Origin of the sequence: Terracoccus sp. 273MFTsu3.1 (genome assembly GCF_000383675.1) — a bacterium.
Taxonomy (GTDB): Bacteria; Actinomycetota; Actinomycetes; order Actinomycetales; family Dermatophilaceae; genus Terrabacter.
Map to the genome: position 1 here is coordinate 46,045 of NZ_KB911830.1, position 20,945 is coordinate 66,989.

Consider the following 20,945-nt stretch of genomic DNA (forward strand, 5'->3'; position numbering starts at 1 on the left):
CCATGGGGGACGAGAGACGGCCCGGCTCCACGAGGAGCCGGGCCGTCTCGCCGTTCACGGCTGACGCGTCAGACGGTCACGGGGTGTAGGTGACGCGGTCGAGGACGCCGGGGGTGTACGGCGACTTCTTGGTGAGGTAGTTCGCGAAGGCGTCGATGTCGAGCCCACCGAAGTACTTGTTGGCGCCGGTGCGGAAGGCCGGGAAGCCGTCACCACCGTCGGACAGGAAGTTGTTCGTGACGATGCGGTAGGTCGCGGCCGGGTTGATGGCCACACCGTTGAGCTTGACGTTCGAGACCGTGACCCGGTTGTGGGTGTAGGTCAGGCCCGCACTCGTCGCGAGGACGTACGGCCGCGCCGGGTTGCCCGCCGAGTTGATGAACTGCTGGTTCAGCACGTCGATGACCTGCGCCCCCGTGAGGTCCATGGAGACGAGGTAGTTGTTGAACGGCTGGACCGTGAACGCGGCCTCGTAGGTGACGTTCCCGTTGGCGTCGGCGACGAGGTCGCCGCGGATGCCTCCGGCGTTCATGAACGACATCACCGGCGGGGTGCCGCCGGCCGGGATGACCGACGTGTCGGCGAGCTGGGCGTCGGCGATGAGGTCACCGAGCGGCGACTCACCGGCGGCGTTGGCCGTGCGGCTCACGAGCGGGACGGTGAGCTGGCCGATGACCTTCGTCGCGATCGCCTTGACGAGCTCCTTGTACTTGGCGATGAGGGCCGTCTCGGCGGCGTCCTTGGCGACGGTCCGCGTCACGAGCATGTTGCGCGAGTCGGCGGTCGTCGGGCGCACGATGTCGCTCGTGCGACGGTCGTAGGTCACGTTCGTCTCGTTGAAGAGGCGGCCGAACGACGAGGCGGACGTGATGAGGCGCGGCTTGCCGGCCGGGTCGGGCAGGCTGCACACGTAGGGCTGGTGCGTGTGGCCGGAGATGATCATGTCGATGGCCGGGTCGAGACCCTCTGCGATCGGGATGATCGGCGAGTTGGCCGACAGCGTGCCGCCGCCCTGGCACGTGAAGTCGTACGGCGTCGACGACGGGACGTTGCCGCCCTGGTGGATGAGCACGACGATCGCGTTGACGCCCTGCTCCTTGAGCACCGGGACGAGGGCGTTGGCCGTCTTGACCTCGTCGGTGAACTCGAGGCCGGCGACGCCGGAGGCCGTGACGATGGACGGCGTGTCCTTGAGCGTCATGCCGATGAAGCCGACCTTGGCGCCGTTGAACGTCTTGACCGCGTAGGGCGGCAGGATCGTCTTGCCCGTGGCCTTCTCGAGGACGTTGGCGGCGAGGTACTGGAACTTCGCGCCCGTGAACGTGTGGTCGGCACAGGAGTTCTGGTTGTTCGCGCCGTCGCCGTCGTCGATGCAGCCGCCGTTCTGGAGGCGCTGGAGCTCCTTGTAGCCCTCGTCGAACTCGTGGTTGCCGACGGCCGTGATGTCGAGTCCGAGGCTGTTGAGCGCCTCGACCGTCGGCTCGTCGTGGAAGGCCGCCGACAGCAGCGGGGAGGCACCGACCATGTCGCCGGCGGCGACGGTGACGGTGTTGGCGTGGCCGACGCGGGCCTGCTTGAGGTGGGTCGCGAGGTACTCGACGCCGCCGACGTTGGTCGTGTCGGCGCTCGTCGGACCTGTCTGGATGCGGCCGCTCGAGCCCGACGGGGGCTCGAGGTTCCCGTGGAAGTCGTTGAACGACAGGATCTGGATCGGGAACTGCGTCTTGCCCGGGGCCTTGCTCGTGTCGGGCCCCGCGGTGGGTGCGGCGAGGGCCGGTGCCGCGAGGGCCGCGGCGCAGATCCCTGCGACGGCGACGCCCGTGATGCGGCGGGTGGTACGGGACATGTCTTCCCCTTGATCAGCGGTGTGGATCGCGTGCCCATCGGCACCCACGGGAGGCTAGTGCCCGGAGGGTGCCTGGAGGGGCTTGCTGCATGACGATGTTGTGAACTGCTCGCACGGGCAGGTGCCCCGGAGCCGGCTCGAGTGCCGGACCGGTGCCGTGAGCTGCGTGCAGGGCCCCCGAGCCCTGACGGGACCCTAGCCGGAGCGGGCGACAGGCGGGAGTCCCGCGCCGGGCCGTTGTGGTGGAATCGCGGTATGCCGCGCCCCACCGTCGCCCTGCGCGACACGACGCACCCGCTCACCCCGGACGAGTCCGCCGCCGTCCTCGCGCTGGCGGCGGAGGCCGCCACCGCAGACGGGTCGCAGCCGCTCTCGGAGCAGTTCCGCCTGTCCGTGCGGTCCCGCGAGCACGACGGGGTCGGCCACCTCCTCGCGCTCGGACCGGACGGGGCGCTCGTCGGCTACGCCCAGTCGCGTTCGGGCGAGGGACCACCGTCGGGCGAGCTCGTCGTGGCGCCGGGGTCGCGCCGGTCCGGCGTGGGCACGGCGCTGCTCGCGAGCCTGCCGGACGGCATACGCCTCTGGAGCCACGCGACGGGAGCGGCGGCCGACGCCGCCACGGCGTTCGCCCGCGCCACCGGGCTCGTGCCGGTGCGCTCGCTGCACGTCATGGGCCGCTCGCTCCGCGACGGGCCCCCGTGGCCCGCCGCGTCGCTCGACCCGAGGTATGCCGTCCGCTCCTTCGAGCCCGGACGTGACGAGGACGCGTGGCTGGCCCTCAACGCCGCGGCCTTCGCGCACCACCCGGAGCAGGGCTCGCTGCGCCGGGCCGACCTCGACCAGCGGATGGCCGAGCCGTGGTGGGACCCGGCCGGGCTCGTCCTCGTCGTCGAGGCCGCCGACCCCGACGTGCTCGTCGCCTCGCACTGGACCAAGGTCGACCCGCCGGACGGTGAGGTCGGCGAGGTCTACGTCGTGGCCGTCTCACCCGACCGGCAGGGCCACGGCCTCGGGCGCGCCGTCACGGTGCTCGGCCTGGAGCACCTGCGCTCGCTCGGTCTGGCGCGCGTCGTGCTCTACGTCGACGAGGACAACGTCGCGGCCGTGCGCACCTACGCCGCCCTCGGCTTCGAGGACGTCGAGGTGCACCGGCAGTTCGCCCGGGCGACCGAGGCAGGAGTGGTGCGCGGCGTGGACGGGGTCTCCTCGCCCGCCGTCGGCTGAGACGAGTTCACCCCCACGTCGCCTTTCGGTGCCACGATGGTCGCATGAGCACCGGCAGTCTCACCTCCACCGACCTCGACGAGCAGGACGTCGCCCCGACGCAGGCCCGCGACGCGAAACCTTCCGAGGCCGAGGGTGCGACGGAGTCGGCCGGCGAGCCGTCCGAGGTCAGCTCGTTCACGAGCACCGTGCCCAACCGGCGCATCCCGGCCCGCGCCCCCAACGGACGGTTCGTCGGCGCCGGCGCGCAGGGCGACGACGAGGACGACCTGCCGGCCGATCGCTACCTCGAGCGCGAGCTGTCGTGGCTGCAGTTCAACGAGCGGGTGCTCCAGCTCGCCATGGACCCCGCGGTGCCCCTTCTCGAGCGCACCCGCTTCCTGGCGATCTTCGCCAACAACCTCGACGAGTACTTCATGGTCCGCGTCGCGGGCCTCAAGCGCCGCATCGCCACCGGGCTGGCCGTGCGCACCGCCGCCGGGCTCGAGCCGCGCGAGCTCATCGAGCGCATCGCCCGCCTCGCGCACGAGCTGATGCAGCAGCACGCCGGCGTCTTCCAGCACGACGTGCGCCCGTCGCTCGAGGAGCAGGGCATCTTCGTCGTGCGCTGGGACGACCTCGACGAGGACGACCGCGAGCCCCTCCACTACTTCTTCGCCGAGCGCGTCTTTCCCGTCCTCACGCCACTCGCCGTCGACCCGGCGCACCCGTTCCCCTACATCTCCGGCCTGTCGCTCAACCTCGCGGTGCTGCTCCAGAACCCCAAGACGGGCAGCGAGCACTTCGCCCGCGTCAAGGTGCCGCCGAGCCTGCCGCGCTTCATCCTCGTCGAGGAGGACCTCGACGCCGAGGTGGTGCGCAAGCGCTTCGTGCCGCTCGAGGACGTCATCGCGAGCCACCTCGACCAGCTCTTCCCCGGGATGCTCGTGCAGGAGCACTTCAGCTTCCGTGTCACGCGCAACGAGGACCTCGAGGTCGAGGAGGACGACGCCGAGAACCTCCTCACCGCCCTCGAGAAGGAGCTGACCCGGCGCCGGTTCGGTCCGCCGATCCGGCTCGAGGTCGAGGACGACATCGACCCCAAGGTGCTCGACATGCTCGCCCGCGAGCTGCAGATCAGCGACCGGGAGATCTATCGCCTGCCGACCCCTCTCGACCTGCGCGGCCTGTTCACCGTCGCCGACGTCGACCGCAGCGATCTCGAGTTCCCGAAGTTCTTCCCGCGCACCCACCCGGACTTCGCGCCGACCGAGAGCGCCAAGGCGATCGACCTGCTCACCGCCGTGCGCCAGAAGGACGTGCTCGTCCAGCACCCCTACAACTCCTTCTCGACGTCGGTGCAGGCCTTCATCGAGCAGGCCGCGAACGACCCGAAGGTCCTGGCGATCAAGCAGACGCTCTACCGGACCTCGGGCGACTCACCGATCATCGACGCCCTCATCGACGCAGCCGAGGCCGGCAAGCAGGTCCTTGCCGTCGTCGAGATCAAGGCGCGCTTCGACGAGGTCAACAACATCTCGTGGGCCCGTCAGCTCGAGCAGGCCGGTGTCCACGTCGTCTACGGCGTCGTCGGCCTCAAGACCCACGCCAAGCTGTGCCTCGTCGTGCGCCAGGAGTCCGAGGGGCTCGTGCGCTACTGCCACATCGGCACCGGCAACTACAACCCGAAGACGGCTCGCGTCTACGAGGACTTCGGCCTCTTCACCACCGACCCGCAGGTCGGCGAGGACCTCTCGCGCCTCTTCAACCTGCTGTCGGGCTTCGCACCCCGGAGCCGGTTCAAGCGCCTCCTCGTCGCCCCCAGGTCGGTGCGCTCGGGCCTCATCGACCTCGTCGAGGAGGAGATCGACCTGCACGAGTCGCGCCGCGACGGCGCACCGGGTGGCCGGATCGTCATCAAGGCCAACTCCATCGTCGACGAGGCGCTCATCGACGCGCTCTACCGGGCGAGCATCGCCGGGGTCCGGGTCGACATCTGGGTGCGCGGCATCTGCGCGCTGCGTCCCGGCGTCGAGGGCCTGTCCGAGAACATCCGGGTGCGCTCCATCCTCGGCCGCTTCCTCGAGCACTCGCGCGTCTTCTGGTTCGACCACGGCGGCGACCCGCAGGTCTACATCGGCAGCGCCGACATGATGCACCGCAACCTCGACCGGCGCGTCGAGGCGCTCGTGCGCATCGTCGAGCCGAGTCACATCGTCGAGCTCGCCGACCTCATCGACCTCGCCTTCGCCGAGACCACCTCGCGCTGGGACCTCGGCTCTGACGGCCGCTGGGTGCGCCACCACCAATCCGAGGCGGGCGAGCCGCTCGACGACCTTCAGGAGAAGCTGATCGAGCGCCATGACAAGCGCCGCCGCAAGGCCCGCCGCCGCTGACCGGGCACACGCGCCGCACGGCTCGAGGCACGCCGGCACAGGGCGGGTTCGGTCGTCGGGGCGCCCGCCGGCGCCGCATCAGGCAGACTGGCGCGCGTGGCCTCAGTGATCCCCGCCGCCGGCACGCTGCCCTGGCGGCGTCGCGACGGACGTCTCGAGGTCGCCCTCGTGCATCGCCCGAAGTACGACGACTGGTCCTGGGCCAAGGGCAAGCTCGACCCCGGCGAGCATCCCTGCGTCGCCGCGGCCCGCGAGACCCTCGAGGAGACCGGACTCGTCGTGCGCCTCGGCGTCCCGCTGCCCTCCGCCGAGTACCCCGTCCTCGACCCGACCGGCGGCCCTGCCACGAAGCAGGTGCACTACTGGTCGGCCCGCGTCACCGGCGGCACGGGCGCGCTCGAGCACGAGATCGACGAGGTCGCCTGGGTCGACGTGCGCACGGCACACGACCGGCTCGACTACGCCCGCGACCGTGAGCAGCTGCTCGCCCTGGTGCGCGCCGAGCGGGCCGACGAGCTGCGTACGTGGCCCCTCGTGTTCGTCCGGCACGCCAAGGCCACGCCGAGGGGCAAGTGGCAGGGCGACGACCGGCGACGACCGCTCGACGCCGTGGGGCGCGCCCAGGCGGACACCGTCGCCGCCGTGCTCGGGGCGTACGGGGTCACCCGTGTCGTCTCGTCGTCGTCCGCGCGCTGCGTCTCGACCGTCGAGCCGTATGCCGCTGGGCGAGGACTCCGCCTCCGCACCCGGGACGTCCTGTCGGAGGAGGGCTTCGCCGAGAGCCCTGTCGGGGCCGTCGCCCAGGTCCAGCGCCTGCTCGAGCGCGGTGACCCGGCCGCCCTGTGCAGCCACGGGCCCGTGCTGCCGACCCTCCTCCGCCTGCTCCACACCCGGGTCGCCCACTCCCCGGAGCGTGTGGGCGTCGCGGAGCTGCTGCACGCCGCGGCGGACGAGGCCATGCACAAGGGCGAGGTGCTCGTCTGCCACCTCGTCGGGCGAGGAGAGGACGCGCGCGTCGTCGACGTCGAGCGCATCGACACCTGAGGCGCGCCGGCCGGACGCTCGGGGGCCCCTCCCCGGCCCCTTTCAGGCCTGCCGAATCCTTCATCGTCGGTCGGGCCCGGCCGTCCCGCATCCCGAGCCGGCACCCCACCCCAAGACGTCGCCCCGCGTTCACCCTGCGTTAACCGCACGTGGACGACTCGTCATCCGGCCCACCTATGTTCGCCGTGGATCAACGTCCAGCAACGTCGCTCGGATCTGACCGAACGACCACCAGGTACACCCCATCGAGAGGGATCACACTCGTGTCTGTTTCGCGTATCAGCGCTCTCGGCGCCATCGCCCTGTCCGGCGCTCTTGCGCTCTCGGCCTGCGCGTCCGAGAACAACGGCGCCGCTCCCGGTGCCGGCTCGACCGCTGCTGGCTCGACCGCCGCCGGCGACTGCTTCAGCGGCGACCTCAAGGCCGAGGGCTCCTCGGCCCAGAAGAACGCCATCGACGAGGCCATCAAGGCGTACCAGACGGCCTGCGCCGACGCCAACATCGACTACCAGCCGACCGGCTCCGGTGCCGGCATCAAGCAGTTCATCGCCAAGCAGGTCGACTTCGCCGGCTCCGACTCGGCGCTCAAGACCGAGCCCAAGGACGGCAAGATCGAGGCCGACGACGCCAAGGCGTCCTGCGGCACCGAGGCCTGGAACCTGCCCATGGTCACCGGCCCGATCGCGATCGCCTACAACGTCAAGGGCGTCGACAAGCTCGTGCTCAACGCCGAGGTGGCCGCCAAGATCTTCGACGGCAAGATCACGACCTGGAACGACCCGGCCATCGCGGGGCTCAACAAGGGCGTCACGCTTCCCGCGACGCCGATCAAGGTCTTCTTCCGCTCCGACGAGTCGGGCACGACCGAGAACTTCACGAAGTACCTCAAGGCCGCCGCTCCCGACGCCTGGTCCTACGAGACCGGCAAGAAGTGGACCGGCAAGGGCGAGGGCAAGGAGAAGTCCGCCGGAGTCGCCACCGCCACGAAGGGCCAGGACGGCGGCATCACGTACGTCGAGCTCTCCTACGCCCAGCAGAACCAGCTGCCCATGGCCCAGATCGACACGGGCTCCGGTCCCGTCGAGCTGACCGCCGAGTCCGCCGGCAAGACGATCGCCACGGCCAAGCAGACGGGCACGGGCAACAATCTCGCGCTCAAGATCGACTACGCCACCAAGGAGGCCGGGGCCTACCCGATCGTCCTCGTGACCTACGAGATCGTCTGCTCGAAGTACGCCGACGCCGAGACGGGCAAGAAGGTCAAGAGCTTCCTCAAGACCTTCGCCTCGGACGAGGTCCAGAAGGGGCTCGAGGCCAAGGGCTACGCCCCGCTGCCGACCGAGGTCGCGACCAAGGTCCAGGCCGCGGTCGACGCGATCTCCTGAACCGCCTGACCCGGCCGGAGCGATCCGGCAGGGTCGTCCACGCAGGGGTGGGCGCCACACTCGGCGCCCGCCCCTGTGCCAGTACCACGCAACCGAAGGAAGAGGCCTCCACGTGTCGACAGTGACGGGTGTGTCCGCCGCGGACCAGACTCCCGGCCCCGACCGGCGCCGACCCCTGCAGTCCGACACGGCCTCCACGGGTCGCATCGGCGACCGGCTCTTCGGCGGAGCCGCCACCGTCTCCGGCATCCTCGTCATCGTGCTCGTGACGCTCATCGCGATCTTCCTCATCGTCCAGGCCGTGCCTGCGCTGATGGACAACTCGGCGAACTTCTTCACGAGCCGCGTCTGGGCGCCGGGTGGTGAGCAGCCCGCCTTCGGCATCCTCGAGTTCCTCTGGACGACGGTGACCGCCTCGACGATCGCCATGGTGCTCTCGGTCCCCGTCGGCGTCGCGGTCGCGCTCTTCCTCACGCAGTACGCCCCGTCGTGGATGCGTCGGCCCGCGGCAGGCCTCGTCGACCTGCTGGCCGCCGTGCCCTCGATCGTCTACGGCCTCTGGGGCCTCATCGCCTTCGCACCCGTGTTCAAGCCGGTGCAGTCGTTCATCGAGGACAAGCTCGGCTGGTTCCCGCTCTTCGCGCCGACCGGCATCAGCGGCGGGACGATCTGCTTCATCGGCGTCGTCCTCGCCATCATGGTCCTGCCCATCGTCACGGCGCTCTCGCGCGAGGTCTTCGACCAGACGCCCACGGCCCACAAGGAGGGCGCTCTCGCGCTGGGCGCGACCCAGTGGGAGATGATCCGCACGGCCGTGCTGCCCTTCGGCCGACCTGGCGTCATCTCCGCCTCGATGCTGGCCCTCGGCCGAGCCCTCGGCGAGACGATCGCCGTCACGTTCCTCGTCTCGGCCCTCGCCGACGGCAACCCGTGGTCGTGGTCGCTCTTCAACGGCGGCGAGACCTTCGCGTCGAAGATCGCGAACAACGCCTCGGAGTTCAGCAACCCGAACAAGACCGGCGCCTACATCGCTGCCGGGCTCGTCCTCTTCGTGCTGACCTTCGTCGTCAACAGCATCGCCCGCGTGGTCATCGAGCGCAGGAAGGCCTTCACCGAATGAGCACCGCCACCGACCGCCGCGCGCCCGACGACCAGGTCGTCCCCGGCGAGACCTTCACGCCACCCGGCGGACGTTCGGGCCGCGACGCCCTGTCCGAGATGAGCAACCCCCACCGGGCCCGCGCCGTCAAGGACGTCGTCGCCCGGGTCGTCATGTGGGCCGCCTTCGCCCTCGCCATGGTCCCTCTCGTGTGGATCCTCGGCACGGTCGTCGCGAAGGGCTTCCACATGCTCACGACGGCGACGTGGTGGACCGGCAACCAGCGCAACATCAACTCCGACGACTTCGGTGGTGGGGCCCGGCACGCGATCGAGGGCACCCTGCAGATGGTCGGCTTCACCGCCCTCATCGCGGTGCCCATCGGCATCCTCACCGCCGTCTACCTCGTCGAGTACGGTCGCGGGCGCCTCGCCAAGGCGATCAGCTTCACCGTCGACATCCTCTCGGGCGTCCCGTCCATCGTCGCGGCGCTGTTCATCTACGCCGTGTGGGTGACGGCCTTCGGCTTCAGCCGCTCGGGATTCGCCGCCGCGCTCGCGCTCGTGCTGCTCATGATCCCGGTCATCGTGCGGTCCACCGAGGAGATGCTCAAGCTCGTGCCCAACGAGCTGCGGGAGGCGGCGTACGCCCTCGGCGTGCCCAAGTGGGCCACGGTCGTCAAGATCGTGCTGCGCACGGCGTTCTCCGGCATCGTCACCGGAGTGCTCCTCGGCATCGCCCGCGTCATGGGTGAGACGGCGCCCCTGCTGATCCTCGCCCCGTACACGAAGAACTTCCAGCGCGACCTGTTCAACGGCAACTTCCCGACCCTGCCGATGATGATCAACCAGGACCGCGGCGACTTCGCGCTCGCCACCGCGGCGGAGCGGATGTGGGGAGCGGCCCTCACGCTCATCCTGCTCGTGCTCCTCCTCAACGTCATCGGCCGTGTCATTGCGCACTTCGGCGCCGTCAAGAAGTAAGAGAAAGCGATATCTGAACGATGGCAAAGCGAATCGACGTCACCGACCTCAACGTCTACTACGGCTCCTTCAAGGCCGTCGAGGGCGTCTCGATGACGGTCGAGCCCCGTTCCGTCACGGCCTTCATCGGGCCGTCCGGCTGCGGCAAGTCGACCTTCCTGCGCACCCTCAACCGGATGCACGAGGTGATCCCCGGCGGTCGCGTCGAGGGCAAGGTCATGCTCGACGACCAGGACCTCTACGCCAGCTCGATGGACCCCGTGACGGTGCGGCGCACGGTCGGCATGGTCTTCCAGCGGCCGAACCCGTTCCCGACGATGTCGATCTACGACAACGTGGCGGCGGGCCTGCGGCTCAACGGTGTCAAGAACAAGAAGACCCTCGACGGCATCGTCGAGCAGTCGCTCAAGGGAGCCAACCTCTGGACCGAGGTCAAGGACCGCCTGAGCAAGCCGGGTGCCGGCCTCTCCGGCGGCCAGCAGCAGCGTCTGTGCATCGCCCGGGCGATCGCCGTGCAGCCGCAGGTGCTGCTCATGGACGAGCCGTGCTCGGCCCTCGACCCGATCTCGACGCTCGCCATCGAGGACCTCGTCAACGAGCTGAAGAACGACTTCACCATCGTCATCGTCACGCACAACATGCAGCAGGCGGCGCGCGTGTCCGACCGCACGGCCTTCTTCAACCTCAAGGCCACCGGGGAGCCGGGCCGGCTCGTCGAGATCGACGACACGACGCGGATCTTCAACAACCCGACCGAGCAGGCCACGGAGGACTACATCTCCGGCCGCTTCGGCTGAGCCGCGTGACCACCGGCCCGTTCCCGGGACCGGTCCCCGCACGACAGTGCCCACCTGACCGCGAGGGTCAGGTGGGCACTGTCGTATGCCGTGGGCGCCGTCGTGGCCGTGGGCGCGGTCGCATGCCGGGGGGCGGCGCGACCGCGCGCGGCGGTCAGCGGAAGATCGAGCTGGCGTACCAGGCGATGACGGCGACGAGACCGGCGCCCGGGAAGGTGAGCACCCACGCGCCGACGATGTTGCCGGCCACGCTCCACCGCACGGCCGAGAGCCGCTTGGTCGCTCCGACGCCCATGATCGCCGAGGTGATCGTGTGCGTGGTCGAGATCGGGGCTCCGAGCGCGAGACCCGCGACGTAGAGGATCGAGGCCGCCGTCGTCTCGGCCGCGAAGCCCTGGGGCGGGGTGAGGTCGATGATGCGGCGACCCAGCGTGCGCATGATGCGCCAGCCACCGGCGTACGTGCCGGCCGAGATCACGAGGGCCGACAGCACGAGGACCCAGATGGGGACGGTCGTGCTGTTGTGGTAGCCCGAGATGTTGAGCGCGAGCAGCACGACGCCGGCGGTCTTGGCGGCGTCCTGGAGACCGTGGCCGAAGGCCATCGCCGCTGCTGACGCCGTCTGCGCCAGACGGAAGCCGCGTGTGACGCGCCCGGGGTTGGCGTTGCGGAAGATCCAGAAGATCGCCGTCATGAAGAGGTAGCCCACGATGAGGCCGATGATCGGCGAGGCGATCATCGGGATGATGACCTTCTCCCAGACGACGGCCCACTTCACCGCGACGCCCGCGACGAGCGCCGCACCGCCGAGGCCGCCGATGAGGGCGTGGGACGAGGAGGACGGGAGCCCGAACCACCAGGTCAGCAGGTTCCAGCCGATGGCGCCGATGAGGGCGGCCGCGACGAGCCAGAGCCCGTCGACCCCTTCGGGCTGCTCGATGATGCCCGAGCCGATGGTCGCCGCGACCTTGGAGCCGAAGAAGGCGCCGAAGAGGTTGGCGATGGCCGCCATGGCGAGCGCCACACGAGGCGTGAGAGCCCGGGTCGAGACCGAGGTCGCGATCGCGTTGGCGGCGTCGTGGAAGCCGTTGGTGTAGTTGAAGCCCATGGCCAGTGCGATGACCGCAGCGACCCCGAGGACGGGGATGGTGGTGTCCATCAGCGGGTCAGGACTCCTTGACCGCGATGCCCTCGACCACGTGGGCGACCTTCTCGAACGCGTCGGCGGCGTTCTCGAAGCCGTCGACGATGGCCTTGACCTTGATCACGTTGACCGGGTCGGGCGAGTTGTTGAAGAGGGCCGCCACCATCTTGCGGTGGAGGGAGTCGGCCTGGTTCTCGAGACGGTTGATCTCGATCCAGTAGCTCTTGAGGTCCTTCAGCGAGCGCAGGCGCGGCATCGCCTCGGCGGTCACCTCGGCCATGCGGGCCAGGATCTCGAACTGCTCTGCCAGGCCCTCGGGGATCTCACCCATGCGGTAGAGCACGATGAGGTCGGCGGTCTCCTCGATGTAGTCCATGCAGTCGTCGAGCGACGCAGCGAGGTTGTGGATGTCCTCACGGTCGAAGGGCGTGATGAACGAGCTGTTGACCTTGTTGATGAGCTCGTGCGTCGCGTCGTCCGCGGCGTGCTCGAGCTCCTTGAGCCGGTCGGCCACCGCCTGCCGCTTGGAGGGCTCGACCTCGAGGAACCGGGTCAGCTCCCGGGTCGCCTCGACGAGGAGTTGGGCGGAAGAGGTGAAGAGGGAGAAAAAGCTCGTGTCCTGGGGTGTGAGGCGAAAACCCACGGGGGCGCTCCGGTCGATCGAGGTCTGGTCCGGGGAAGATGCTACGGCGTAGAAGTCACTCCGGCGCAACCCGGCGTCGATCCGGCGTTCATCCGGACCTGCCTGGCTGCTGCCGGGGCGACGAGCCGGGAGCATGCCGCAGCATCCGGTCGTGCGTGCGGACGGGAAGGGTCACTCCGACGGCGGCGTCGCCGGGACGTCCGACGGGCTGCCGGGGGCGCCGTCCGGGATGCCGAGCAGCTCGTCGACCTCGTCGGGAGTGAAATGACGCGGGCTGGAGGATGCAGCCACCACGAGGTCGCTCACGAGCTCGATCTCGTCGGCGAGTGCGACATCGAGCAGGTCACCGGACCGCTCCTCCTCGGGCGTCATGGGTCCAATCTAGGCGGCTGCCTGGTGGTCGGTGGGGCGAAGGCCCGAACGAGATGCGACCTGGGCCCTTGCGGTGGGTCGACGTCGAGCGTGCTCGGGCGCAGAGGTTGCGTCGGGTCGGGAGCGCCTCTCGGCACAGGGCCGCTCGTAGCGGCTGAATTTGGGACCCGGGGCTACCACGACCCGACGCGCGTCAAGGATAAAGCCGCCCGAACGGATCACCAAAGATGTGCCGGCGCAAGACCCCGTCGGTCGTGCGGTCAGTCGAGCGCGTCCGCGCGCCACAGGCGAGCGCAGACGGTGAGGTCCTCGGCCATGACGAGGACGTTGGCCGCCTGCTCGGCGGACTCGTCGCCCGAGGAGATGTCGGCGCGACCGGCGGAGACGACGCGGCAGAACGCCGACGCCCGCTCGAGGGCGACGGCGAGGTCGCCCTCGAAGACCCCGCGCAGCACCTCGTCGATGACGCGCCCCATCTCCTGGGGCCCGGGCGGCTCGGCGGCACCGGCCACGGCGTGGTTGGGGCCGGTGAAACGGATGCCGGCGGCATACTCCCGGCTCGCCTCGTCGGGCGCCCGCTGCACCCACTCACGAAGCACGTAGAGGCGCCACAAGGCGCCCGGGAGGGAGCGGGCGGGGCGCTGGGACCACAGCTCGGCGAGCGTCGACAGGCCGATGTCGTCGACGAGTGCGACGAGCTTCTGCGTCACCGCGGGGTCGGACGCCGCGCGTCCGGCATGGACGAGCGCGAGAGCCGTCTCGTGGGCGACGTGGATCTGCTCGGTGGGGTCGTAGGCAGGACCGTGTGCCTCGAGGGCGGCCTCGCTGAAGAAGGCGGGCCGCCTGGGGGCGTGGTGCTCGCTCTCGCTCATCCCAGCAGGCTAACCCCCGACGCCCACGGCGCTGCTCTGGCACGCAGCGCTCGCTCGTGCCCGCACGACACGCTGAGCCGCGTCAGCTGACGCCGTCAGCCGGGGGTATGCCGTCCGCGCCGCCGACGAGGACGACGTGGAGGGTGCGCGGGCCGTGGACGCCCTCGACGCGGCTCAGCTCGATGTCGCTCGTGGCCGACGGCCCGCTGATCCACGTCGTCGGGCTCGCTGGGTCGAGTCGCCTGACGGCAGCCGGGACGTCGTCGACGACCTGGTCGGCGCGCACGACGCAGACGTGGAGGTCGGGCACCAGCGTCAGCAGCCGCCGCCCCTCCCCCGGTCCGTGCGAGAGGACGATCGTCCCCGTCGTCGCGATCGCGACGGTCGCCGTGGTGACGACGGCCGTGGTCGCGTCGAGGTCCGCCGCGCTGAGTCCGTCGTCCGGGACCGCGCCGGGGACGGCATAGGGCATCCCGTCGGGGACGACGACGGTGGCGCCGTCGGGAAGAGCGGCCGCGATGGCGGCGGCGACACCGCCCGGACCGCACCGCACGACGGTGGCGCGAAAGTCGGCCACCCGCTCGGCGAAGAGGTCGACGTCACCGTCGCGGTCGGGCCGGTCGAGCGCGGGGACGTCGACGGGACGTCGCGCCGATGCGATGGCGTCGCGGACCGCACCGAGGATCTCGTCGCGCGCACTCACCGCGTGCCGCCGTCGGTGCGCTTCCACCAGGCGCGGAACGACTCCGCGGGCGGCGCGGGCAGGTCGCGTGCGTCGGTCCAGGCGGCGCCGGGGCCGGGCAGCCGGCCGAGCAGCCGTCGGCCGCCGGCGCGCCTGTCACGACGGGCGATCCGCGAGATCGCATCGTGGGCTCGACCCGCCAGGCCCGACGCGCGCTCGGCTGCGGCGAGCCGGCCACCCGACCCGAAGGTCGCGGCGGCCGCGCGCATGGCGAGCGCCTCCGCCTTGGGAATCCCGGTCCGGTGGGCGTCGACGACCTGGGCGCGCAGGTCGACGAGGACGCTGGGGATGTCGATGCGCACGGGACAGGCCTCGAAGCACGCCCCGCAGAGCGAGGAGGCGTACGGCAGGGAGTCGGTCTGGTCGTCGTGGCCCACGCCCTTGAGGAGCGGGTTGAGGATGGCGCCGATGGGACCGGGATAGACGGAGCCGTAGGCGTGGCCGCCCGTGCGCTCGTAGACGGGGCACACGTTGAGGCAGGCCGAGCACCGGATGCAGCGCAGCGCCTGGCGGCCCACCTCGTCGGCGAGGGCGCGCGTGCGGCCGTTGTCGAGGAGGACGACGTGGACCTCCTGCGGCCCGTCTCCGGGCGTCACCCCGGACCATGTCGAGGTGTAGGGATTCATCCGCTCCCCCGTCGACGAGCGAGGCAGCAGGGTGAGGAAGACGTCGAGGTCGGTCCACGTGGGGACGATCTTCTCGATGCCGACGACGGAGACGAGCACCTCGGGGAGGGTCAGGCACATGCGGCCGTTGCCCTCGGACTCGACGACGACGAGGGTGCCGGAGTCCGCGACGGCGAAGTTGGCACCACTGACGCCGACCTTGGCGCGGAGGAACTTCTCGCGCAGGTGCAACCGAGCCGCCTCGGCCAGTCGGGCCGGGTCGTCGATGAGGTCGGCCGGGGCCGGCCGACCGACGCGTGCCATCTCGCGCTCGAAGACAGCGCGGATCTCGGCACGGTTGCGGTGGATGGCCGGCACGAGGATGTGGCTCGGGAGGTCGTCGCCGAGCTGGACGATGAGCTCGGCGAGGTCGGTCTCCCATGCGGAGATCCCTTGCGCCGCAAGGTATTCGTTGAGCTCGATCTCCTGCGTGGCCATCGACTTGACCTTGACGACCTCGTCGACGCCGTGGGCTCTGGCCACCCGGGCCACGACCTCGGACGCCTCTTGCGCCGTGCGCGCCCAGTGGACGACCGCCCCGCGTGCGGTGAGCGACTCCTCGAGGCGGACGAGGTGCTCGTCGAGGTGGAGCAGGACGTCGTCCTTGATCGCGGCGGCCCGGACGCGCAGCGCCTCCCAGTCGTCGACCTCGGCGACGACGGCCGCGCGCTTGGCCCGGATCGTCGTCGTCGCGTGGGCGAGGTTGGCCCGCAGCTGCGTGTCGGCGAGGGCGGCGCGGGCGGCGGTGGGGAACGGCGGCATACCGACGAAGGTGCGGCTCATCGGGCGCCCCCGTCCGGCGCGCCCTCCGTCGAGGCGAGCACCTCGGCGAGGTGCATGACGCGGACCCCCGCCCGTTGCCGCGTCAAGAGGCCGCCGACGTGCATGAGGCACGAGCTGTCGCCGGCGACGAGGACCTCGGCCCCCGACTCGCGCACGTGCCGGGCCTTGTCGGCGCCCATGGCGACGGAGGTGTCGGCGTTCTTGAGCGCGAAGGTGCCTCCGAAGCCACAGCACTCCTCGGCCCGCGGGAGGTCGAGCAGCCGGAGGCCGCGGACCGCGCGCAGCAGCCGCTCGGGGCGGTCACCGACGCCGAGCATCCGCAGCGAGTGGCACGTCGGGTGGTACGTCACCGAGTGCGGGAAGGAGGCGCCGACGTCCTCCACCCCGAGGTCGTCGACGAGGAACTCGGACAGCTCGCGCACGCGCGGAGAGATCTCGGCGACAGCGGTCATGAGGCCCTCGTCGCCCGAACGCCGAGCGACGATGGAGTGCTGGTGGCGGGCGGAACCGGCGCACGACCCGGACGGCGTGACGATCGCGTCGTAGCCCTCGAACGCCCGCGCGAAGGTGCGCACCACCGGGACGGCCTCGTCGAGGTAGCCCGTGTTGACCATGGGCTGGCCGCAACAGGTCTGGGCCACGGGGAACTCGACGTCGACGCCCAGTCGGCGCAGCAGCGTCACCACAGCCTTGCCGGCGTCCGGGAACATCGCGTCGCCCAGGCAGGTGACCATCAACGCCACACGCATACCGACACCTTCGCACAGCTCAGGTGGACGATGAGGTGAGTCGTCCGCGCCACCGGGTGCGGACCCGGACGGTGGAGGTCGTCATGAGCGTCAAGGTCGAGCTGTCGGAGCTGGGCGAGGCGATGGGGCACCACGACTACGCGTTCCTCGTGTGTCTCGGCGAGGAGCGGCCGCACGTGCTCGGGGTACGACCACGCCTCGACGGCGATCGTCTGCTCGTCGACCGCATCGGCTCGACGGCCACGCGCCTCGTCGGCGAGCGCCGCGGCGTCACGCTCGTCTTCCCGCCGCGGGAGGCCGGCGACCGGTCGCTCCTCGTCGACGGCACGGTCGCCGAGGTCGGAGACGGAGAGCTCGTCGTGACGCCCGAGGCAGCCGTGCTCCATCGCCCCGCCTGAGGGTCGGCAGCGCCGTTCCGAGTCGGTCCGAGCCGAGCCCCTCTGTCCAGCCCTTGTGCAATGTTGAGACTTTGTCTAAGGTTCCTCATGTCGGTCAAGAAAGCGCCGCCACCCACATCTTTGGATGGAGCAGACATGACCGACCCTTCGCGCGGTCCCCGCAAGGACGCCCGCACCCGTGAGCTCATCACCACCGTCCGCACCTCGGACTCCGAGACCGAGAGGGCGCAGGCCCTCGAGACGGTGACCCGGCTGCACATGCCCCTGGCCCGGTCCCTCGCCCACCGCTACGCCGGCAAGGGCCTCGACCGGGACGACCTCGAGCAGGTCGCATTCCTCGCTCTGCTCAAGGCGATCCAGCGTTTCGACCTCTCCCAGGAGACCGAGTTCGGCGCCTACGCCACGCCCACCATCACCGGTGAGCTGCGCCGCCACTTCCGCGACCACGGCTGGCTCGTCCGCCCCCCGCGCGGCCTGCAGGAGCGGCGTCAGCTCGTCACCGAGGCCCGCACCCGCCTCGAGCAGACGCTCGGGCACGAGCCCACCCAGGACGACCTGGCCACGGCTCTCGAGCTGACCCTCGAGCAGGTCAAGGAGGCACAGGTCGCCTCGACAAACCTTCGACCGGCCTCGCTCGACGCCACCACGACCGAAGGCGGCCGGCCGGTGCTCGACCTCGTCGACGCCCGCGCGGAGCACCACTCGGACCCGGGCCTCGACGACGGCATCGTCGTGCGGACGGCGCTCAAGCGGCTGCCCCCGCGCGAGCAGGAGATCGTCGAGCTGCGCTTCGCCCATGACATGACGCAGGCCGAGATCGCCCAGACGATGGGCCTCAGCGCCATGCAGGTGAGCCGACTGCTGCGGCGGGTCCTCGCCGAGCTGCGCGGCCACCTCGAGTCCGCGGAGCTCATGAGCGCCTGACGGGCAGGCCACAAGGTCCCGGAGCACGCAGCCCGCACCGCCGACGGCGGCGCGGGCTGCGTCGTCGTCGGGTCACGTCGCCGTCGCGTGACGTCGGCCGGGCCGCCCGGCGAGCGACCCGGCATACGCCATCGTGTGGCGCCCGTCGGGCGTCAGTGCTGGTAGGTGCCGTGGATGACGGCGCGGGCGAGCGTCTTGAAGGCGAGGTTGAACGACACGACAGCCGGCGACGCCGAGTCGTCGACGCCGAGCGTCGGCTCCGAGACCGCGTGGACGACGAAGAAGTAGCGGTGCGGCATGTCTCCCTCGGGCGGGGCCGCACCCATGAAGCCCGACTCACCACCGTCGTTGCGCACGTGAAAAGCCTTGCCCGGCAAGGCTGCCGAAGCCGCACCCGTGTCGAGGGAGGTGACGTCGGCGGGCAGGTCGACCAGCACCCAGTGCCAGAAGCCCGACGGCGTGGGGGCATCGGGGTCGAAGCACGTGACGACGTAGCTCTGCGTCCCCTCGGGCGCACCGCTCCACGACAGCTGCGGCGACGTGTTGCCCTCGGCGGCCACCTGGTCGTCCTTGAGCGGCTCCCCGTCGGTGACGTCGGCACTCGTCACCGTGAAGGAGGGCACCTGCGGCAGCAGGTCGTAGGGGTTCGGGGCGACCGGTCGGTCCAGGCTCATGCGGTCCTCCTGCTCAGTCGTTGACGTCTGCACCATACCCACCGAGTCCGTATGCCGTCCCGGGCCGGAGCGCGCGTCCGGGACCAGGGCGGCCTGCCGCCATCTCACCCCGCGCGGGTGACGCCCGTGCCCCGTGTCGTGCGCGGACAATCGGCCATGAGACGCATTCCTGCCCTGGCCGGCGCGCTTGCCACCCTGGTCGTGGTCGCGGTCCTCGCCGCGTGCTCCGGCGGCGGGTCGATCACCCTGCCGTCGACGCTGCCGAGCATCAGTCGCTCAGCCTTGCCGTCCGCGAGCGAGCCCTCGGCCAGCGAGCCTGCCGTCAACGAGCCGGCATCCAGCGAGCCGACGGTGACGCTCCCGACGCTGCCGACCCGGACCGTCCCGACCGAGACGCAGACCGTGACCCAGACGCAGACGCAGACCCAGACGCAGACCCAGACGCAGACCCAGACGCAGACCCGGACGGAGACGAGGACGGAGACGAGGACCCAGACGGCCACGGTGACGCAGACCGAGACGGCCACGGTCACCGAGAGTCCGACGGAGAGCGAGTCCCCCACACCGACGCCGACCCCGACCGCAGCCGCGCCGGTGACGCCCACCTCGGAGCAGGGGACGACGTGGTGGCCGTGGCTGCTGCTGCTCGTCCTGCTCGGCCTGCTCGCCTGGTTCCTCATCCGGCGGCGCCAGGCACAGGCGGAGCTGCAGGCCTGGGACGACCGACTGGCCGCCGCGGAGAAGGAGGCGTCCTGGGTCGAGGACTCGCTCACCACCCAGGTGCTCGAGCGGCCGAGTGCCGCCGAGGCGCTGCCGATCTGGACGGCCGCCCAGCCCCGACTGCTGGAGATCGACGAGACCTTCCACACCCTGGCCACCGAGGCACCGGACGGAGCCCGCGCCGAACGGGTCACCGACGTCCGCGGGCTCCTGCGGGGCCTCGTGGAGGCGGTCGGCGCCGACCTCGCGACCGCCCCGGCGGCCGACCCGGACCAGTTCCGGGCCCGTCGGGCCGTCATCGACTCGGCCCGGCGCGAGCTGCGCGCCACCCTCGGCCCCGTCGAGAGTCCCGCCGCCGCTGCTGCCTCGGACCGGCCCGACACCGGCGCCTGACGCACTCCCACGGGGAAGGCGCCGCGGAGCCGCGGTCGCGGGAGTCGCGGAGCCGGCCCGGCGTGGACGTCCCACGTCCGACGCGATCCCTCGTTACGCTGAAGGTCACGAAACGTGACAAAGCAGACAGGGGTCGGATGCGCGAGCAGCGAGAGGCGCACAGCGCCGAGGCGGTGCGACGTGGGCCCACGCACCGGACGACGGGGGTGGCGCCTCGGTCATCCGTGGACGACGCCGCGCCGCAGGCCGCGTCCGGCTTCCCGGTCTTCGCCGTGCGCGAGTGGGCCTCCCGTTTCTACGAGCAGGAGCGGCTCGAGCGAGACGCCGCCTGGGGGCGCCTCTCCTGGCCCTTCGTGGTCGCGCTCGTGCTCGCGGCCGGAGCTGCCGCCGTGGCGTGGCGCCGGCCGGTCGGCGAGTCCGACCTCGGGCTGGGTCTGGTCGTCGTGCTGGCCGCCGCCGCCGTCGGCGTGACGATCGGCGGCCTGCTCCGGGTGAGGTCGATCCGCGCGCGGCGCGCCGTGGCCGCGGCCCGACCAGCCACGGTCGAGAGCCTCCCCGAGAGCGCACGCGCGGTCGTGCTCGACTCCCCTCGTCTCCGCTTCCGTCGCCCCGCCGACGGTCCCGGCTTCGCTGCCCTGCGTGACGACGTCGCTGCCGCCGCGCCCGTCGGGGAGTTCGCGGCCTCCGTGCTCGTGTGGTCCCTCGTGATGCGCGGCCACGTCGACGGCACCCTCGAGGACTGGGTGCGCGGGCGTCACACCTGACACCCCGCACCCGACGCCGTGCGGGGGCACCGCGCCTCGGCGGGTCGCGGGTTCGGCTGCAGTCGGGCGGTCGGGCATACTGACGGCGGGTTCGGAACGGTGCGCACGCACCGAGTCGGACCACGGGCCTCTAGCTCAGTCGGTAGAGCATCGGACTTTTAATCCGCCGGTCGTCGGTTCGAGCCCGACGGGGCCCACGAGCGTGACTGTATGACTTCGCCTGATGTTTGACGTTCGGGCTTCGCCTGATGCCTGACAGTGTTTCGGGTGATGGTTGACAGCTGCTTCGGCTGATCCTTGACGCTCTCCTGATGAAGGAGATGAGCGTGGCCGAGCAGCGGTACAAGGC

The 20,945-nt window shown here is 71.0% G+C and carries 20 protein-coding genes and 1 tRNA gene; 12 read left to right on the plus strand and 9 right to left on the minus strand.

Features of this window, described 5'->3' with window-relative positions; translation table 11 throughout:
• Positions 1-76: 76 nt before the first annotated feature.
• Positions 77-1,846: a bifunctional UDP-sugar hydrolase/5'-nucleotidase gene (locus tag H283_RS0122200; RefSeq protein WP_020145731.1), complete on the minus strand. Its 1,770-nt coding sequence runs from the start codon at positions 1,844-1,846 to the stop codon at positions 77-79.
• A gap of 255 nt (positions 1,847-2,101) precedes the next feature.
• On the opposite strand from H283_RS0122200, the gene mshD reads away from it, so the two are divergent.
• The 7 genes from mshD (at position 2,102) to pstB (ending at position 10,753) form a co-directional block, all read left to right on the plus strand.
• Positions 2,102-3,070: a mycothiol synthase gene (gene mshD / locus H283_RS26175; protein ID WP_020145732.1), complete on the plus strand. Its 969-nt coding sequence runs from the start codon at positions 2,102-2,104 to the stop codon at positions 3,068-3,070.
• A gap of 44 nt (positions 3,071-3,114) precedes the next feature.
• Entirely contained in the window at positions 3,115-5,445 is a 2,331-nt protein-coding gene (locus H283_RS0122210; RefSeq protein ID WP_020145733.1) for an RNA degradosome polyphosphate kinase, read from the plus strand.
• Between the two features lie 96 nt (positions 5,446-5,541).
• Positions 5,542-6,489 (plus strand): NUDIX hydrolase, encoded by a 948-nt coding sequence (locus tag H283_RS0122215; RefSeq protein ID WP_043650572.1) that lies wholly within the window; start codon positions 5,542-5,544, stop codon positions 6,487-6,489.
• A 263-nt stretch (positions 6,490-6,752) separates the two neighbouring features.
• A complete protein-coding gene (gene pstS / locus H283_RS0122220) occupies positions 6,753-7,874 on the plus strand; it encodes a phosphate ABC transporter substrate-binding protein PstS (protein ID WP_020145735.1) in 1,122 nt (373 codons plus the stop codon).
• A gap of 130 nt (positions 7,875-8,004) precedes the next feature.
• Positions 8,005-8,994 carry a phosphate ABC transporter permease subunit PstC gene (gene pstC / locus H283_RS0122225; protein ID WP_020145736.1) on the plus strand — a complete coding sequence of 330 codons (990 nt, stop codon included), beginning with the start codon at positions 8,005-8,007 and terminating at the stop codon, positions 8,992-8,994.
• Positions 8,991-9,956: a phosphate ABC transporter permease PstA gene (gene pstA / locus H283_RS0122230; RefSeq protein ID WP_020145737.1), complete on the plus strand. Its 966-nt coding sequence runs from the start codon at positions 8,991-8,993 to the stop codon at positions 9,954-9,956. Before pstC ends, pstA begins: the two co-directional genes overlap by 4 nt.
• A 20-nt stretch (positions 9,957-9,976) precedes the next feature.
• The gene (pstB, locus tag H283_RS0122235) at positions 9,977-10,753 is read left to right on the plus strand and encodes a phosphate ABC transporter ATP-binding protein PstB (RefSeq protein ID WP_020145738.1); all 777 of its coding nucleotides are present in this window, start codon (positions 9,977-9,979) and stop codon (positions 10,751-10,753) included.
• Positions 10,754-10,907: 154 nt separating this feature from the next.
• Here the strand turns inward: pstB and H283_RS0122240 are convergent, their stop codons facing one another.
• From H283_RS0122240 to H283_RS0122270, 7 genes are all read right to left on the minus strand, one after another.
• Positions 10,908-11,912 carry an inorganic phosphate transporter gene (locus H283_RS0122240; protein WP_020145739.1) on the minus strand — a complete coding sequence of 335 codons (1,005 nt, stop codon included), beginning with the start codon at positions 11,910-11,912 and terminating at the stop codon, positions 10,908-10,910.
• Between the two features lie 7 nt (positions 11,913-11,919).
• Entirely contained in the window at positions 11,920-12,540 is a 621-nt protein-coding gene (locus H283_RS0122245) for a DUF47 domain-containing protein (RefSeq protein ID WP_020145740.1), read from the minus strand.
• A 171-nt stretch (positions 12,541-12,711) separates the two neighbouring features.
• Positions 12,712-12,912 carry a hypothetical protein gene (locus tag H283_RS0122250; protein ID WP_020145741.1) on the minus strand — a complete coding sequence of 67 codons (201 nt, stop codon included), beginning with the start codon at positions 12,910-12,912 and terminating at the stop codon, positions 12,712-12,714.
• Between the two features lie 260 nt (positions 12,913-13,172).
• Positions 13,173-13,784: a hypothetical protein gene (locus H283_RS0122255; protein WP_020145742.1), complete on the minus strand. Its 612-nt coding sequence runs from the start codon at positions 13,782-13,784 to the stop codon at positions 13,173-13,175.
• 82 nt (positions 13,785-13,866) lie between these two features.
• Positions 13,867-14,487, minus strand: a complete 621-nt coding sequence (locus H283_RS0122260; protein ID WP_020145743.1) for an LUD domain-containing protein — start codon at positions 14,485-14,487, stop codon at positions 13,867-13,869.
• The gene (locus H283_RS0122265; RefSeq protein WP_020145744.1) at positions 14,484-15,974 is read right to left on the minus strand and encodes a lactate utilization protein B; all 1,491 of its coding nucleotides are present in this window, start codon (positions 15,972-15,974) and stop codon (positions 14,484-14,486) included. Before H283_RS0122265 ends, H283_RS0122260 begins: the two co-directional genes overlap by 4 nt.
• Positions 15,971-16,723 (minus strand): (Fe-S)-binding protein, encoded by a 753-nt coding sequence (locus tag H283_RS0122270; RefSeq protein WP_043650573.1) that lies wholly within the window; start codon positions 16,721-16,723, stop codon positions 15,971-15,973. The genes H283_RS0122265 and H283_RS0122270 overlap by 4 nt, the downstream gene beginning before the upstream one ends.
• 83 nt (positions 16,724-16,806) lie before the next feature.
• Between H283_RS0122270 and H283_RS26180 the strand changes: the two genes are divergently transcribed.
• On the plus strand, positions 16,807-17,121 hold the full coding sequence (locus tag H283_RS26180; protein ID WP_043650593.1) for a hypothetical protein: 315 nt from the start codon (positions 16,807-16,809) through the stop codon (positions 17,119-17,121).
• Positions 17,122-17,256: 135 nt separating this feature from the next.
• Entirely contained in the window at positions 17,257-18,045 is a 789-nt protein-coding gene (locus H283_RS26185; protein ID WP_020145747.1) for a sigma-70 family RNA polymerase sigma factor, read from the plus strand.
• 152 nt (positions 18,046-18,197) lie between these two features.
• Here H283_RS26185 and H283_RS0122285 read toward each other — a convergent pair whose 3' ends face one another.
• On the minus strand, positions 18,198-18,719 hold the full coding sequence (locus H283_RS0122285; RefSeq protein ID WP_028785834.1) for a YbhB/YbcL family Raf kinase inhibitor-like protein: 522 nt from the start codon (positions 18,717-18,719) through the stop codon (positions 18,198-18,200).
• A gap of 156 nt (positions 18,720-18,875) precedes the next feature.
• Between H283_RS0122285 and H283_RS0122290 the strand changes: the two genes are divergently transcribed.
• From H283_RS0122290 to H283_RS0122300, 3 genes are all read left to right on the plus strand, one after another.
• Complete coding sequence (locus H283_RS0122290; RefSeq protein ID WP_196806049.1) at positions 18,876-19,832, plus strand: LPXTG cell wall anchor domain-containing protein; 957 nt, start codon at positions 18,876-18,878, stop codon at positions 19,830-19,832.
• Positions 19,833-19,969: 137 nt separating this feature from the next.
• Positions 19,970-20,596, plus strand: coding sequence for a hypothetical protein (locus tag H283_RS0122295; protein WP_196806050.1), 627 nt, complete (start codon positions 19,970-19,972; stop codon positions 20,594-20,596).
• Positions 20,597-20,720: 124 nt separating this feature from the next.
• Positions 20,721-20,793, plus strand: a tRNA-Lys gene (locus tag H283_RS0122300).
• Positions 20,794-20,945 lie beyond the last annotated feature (152 nt).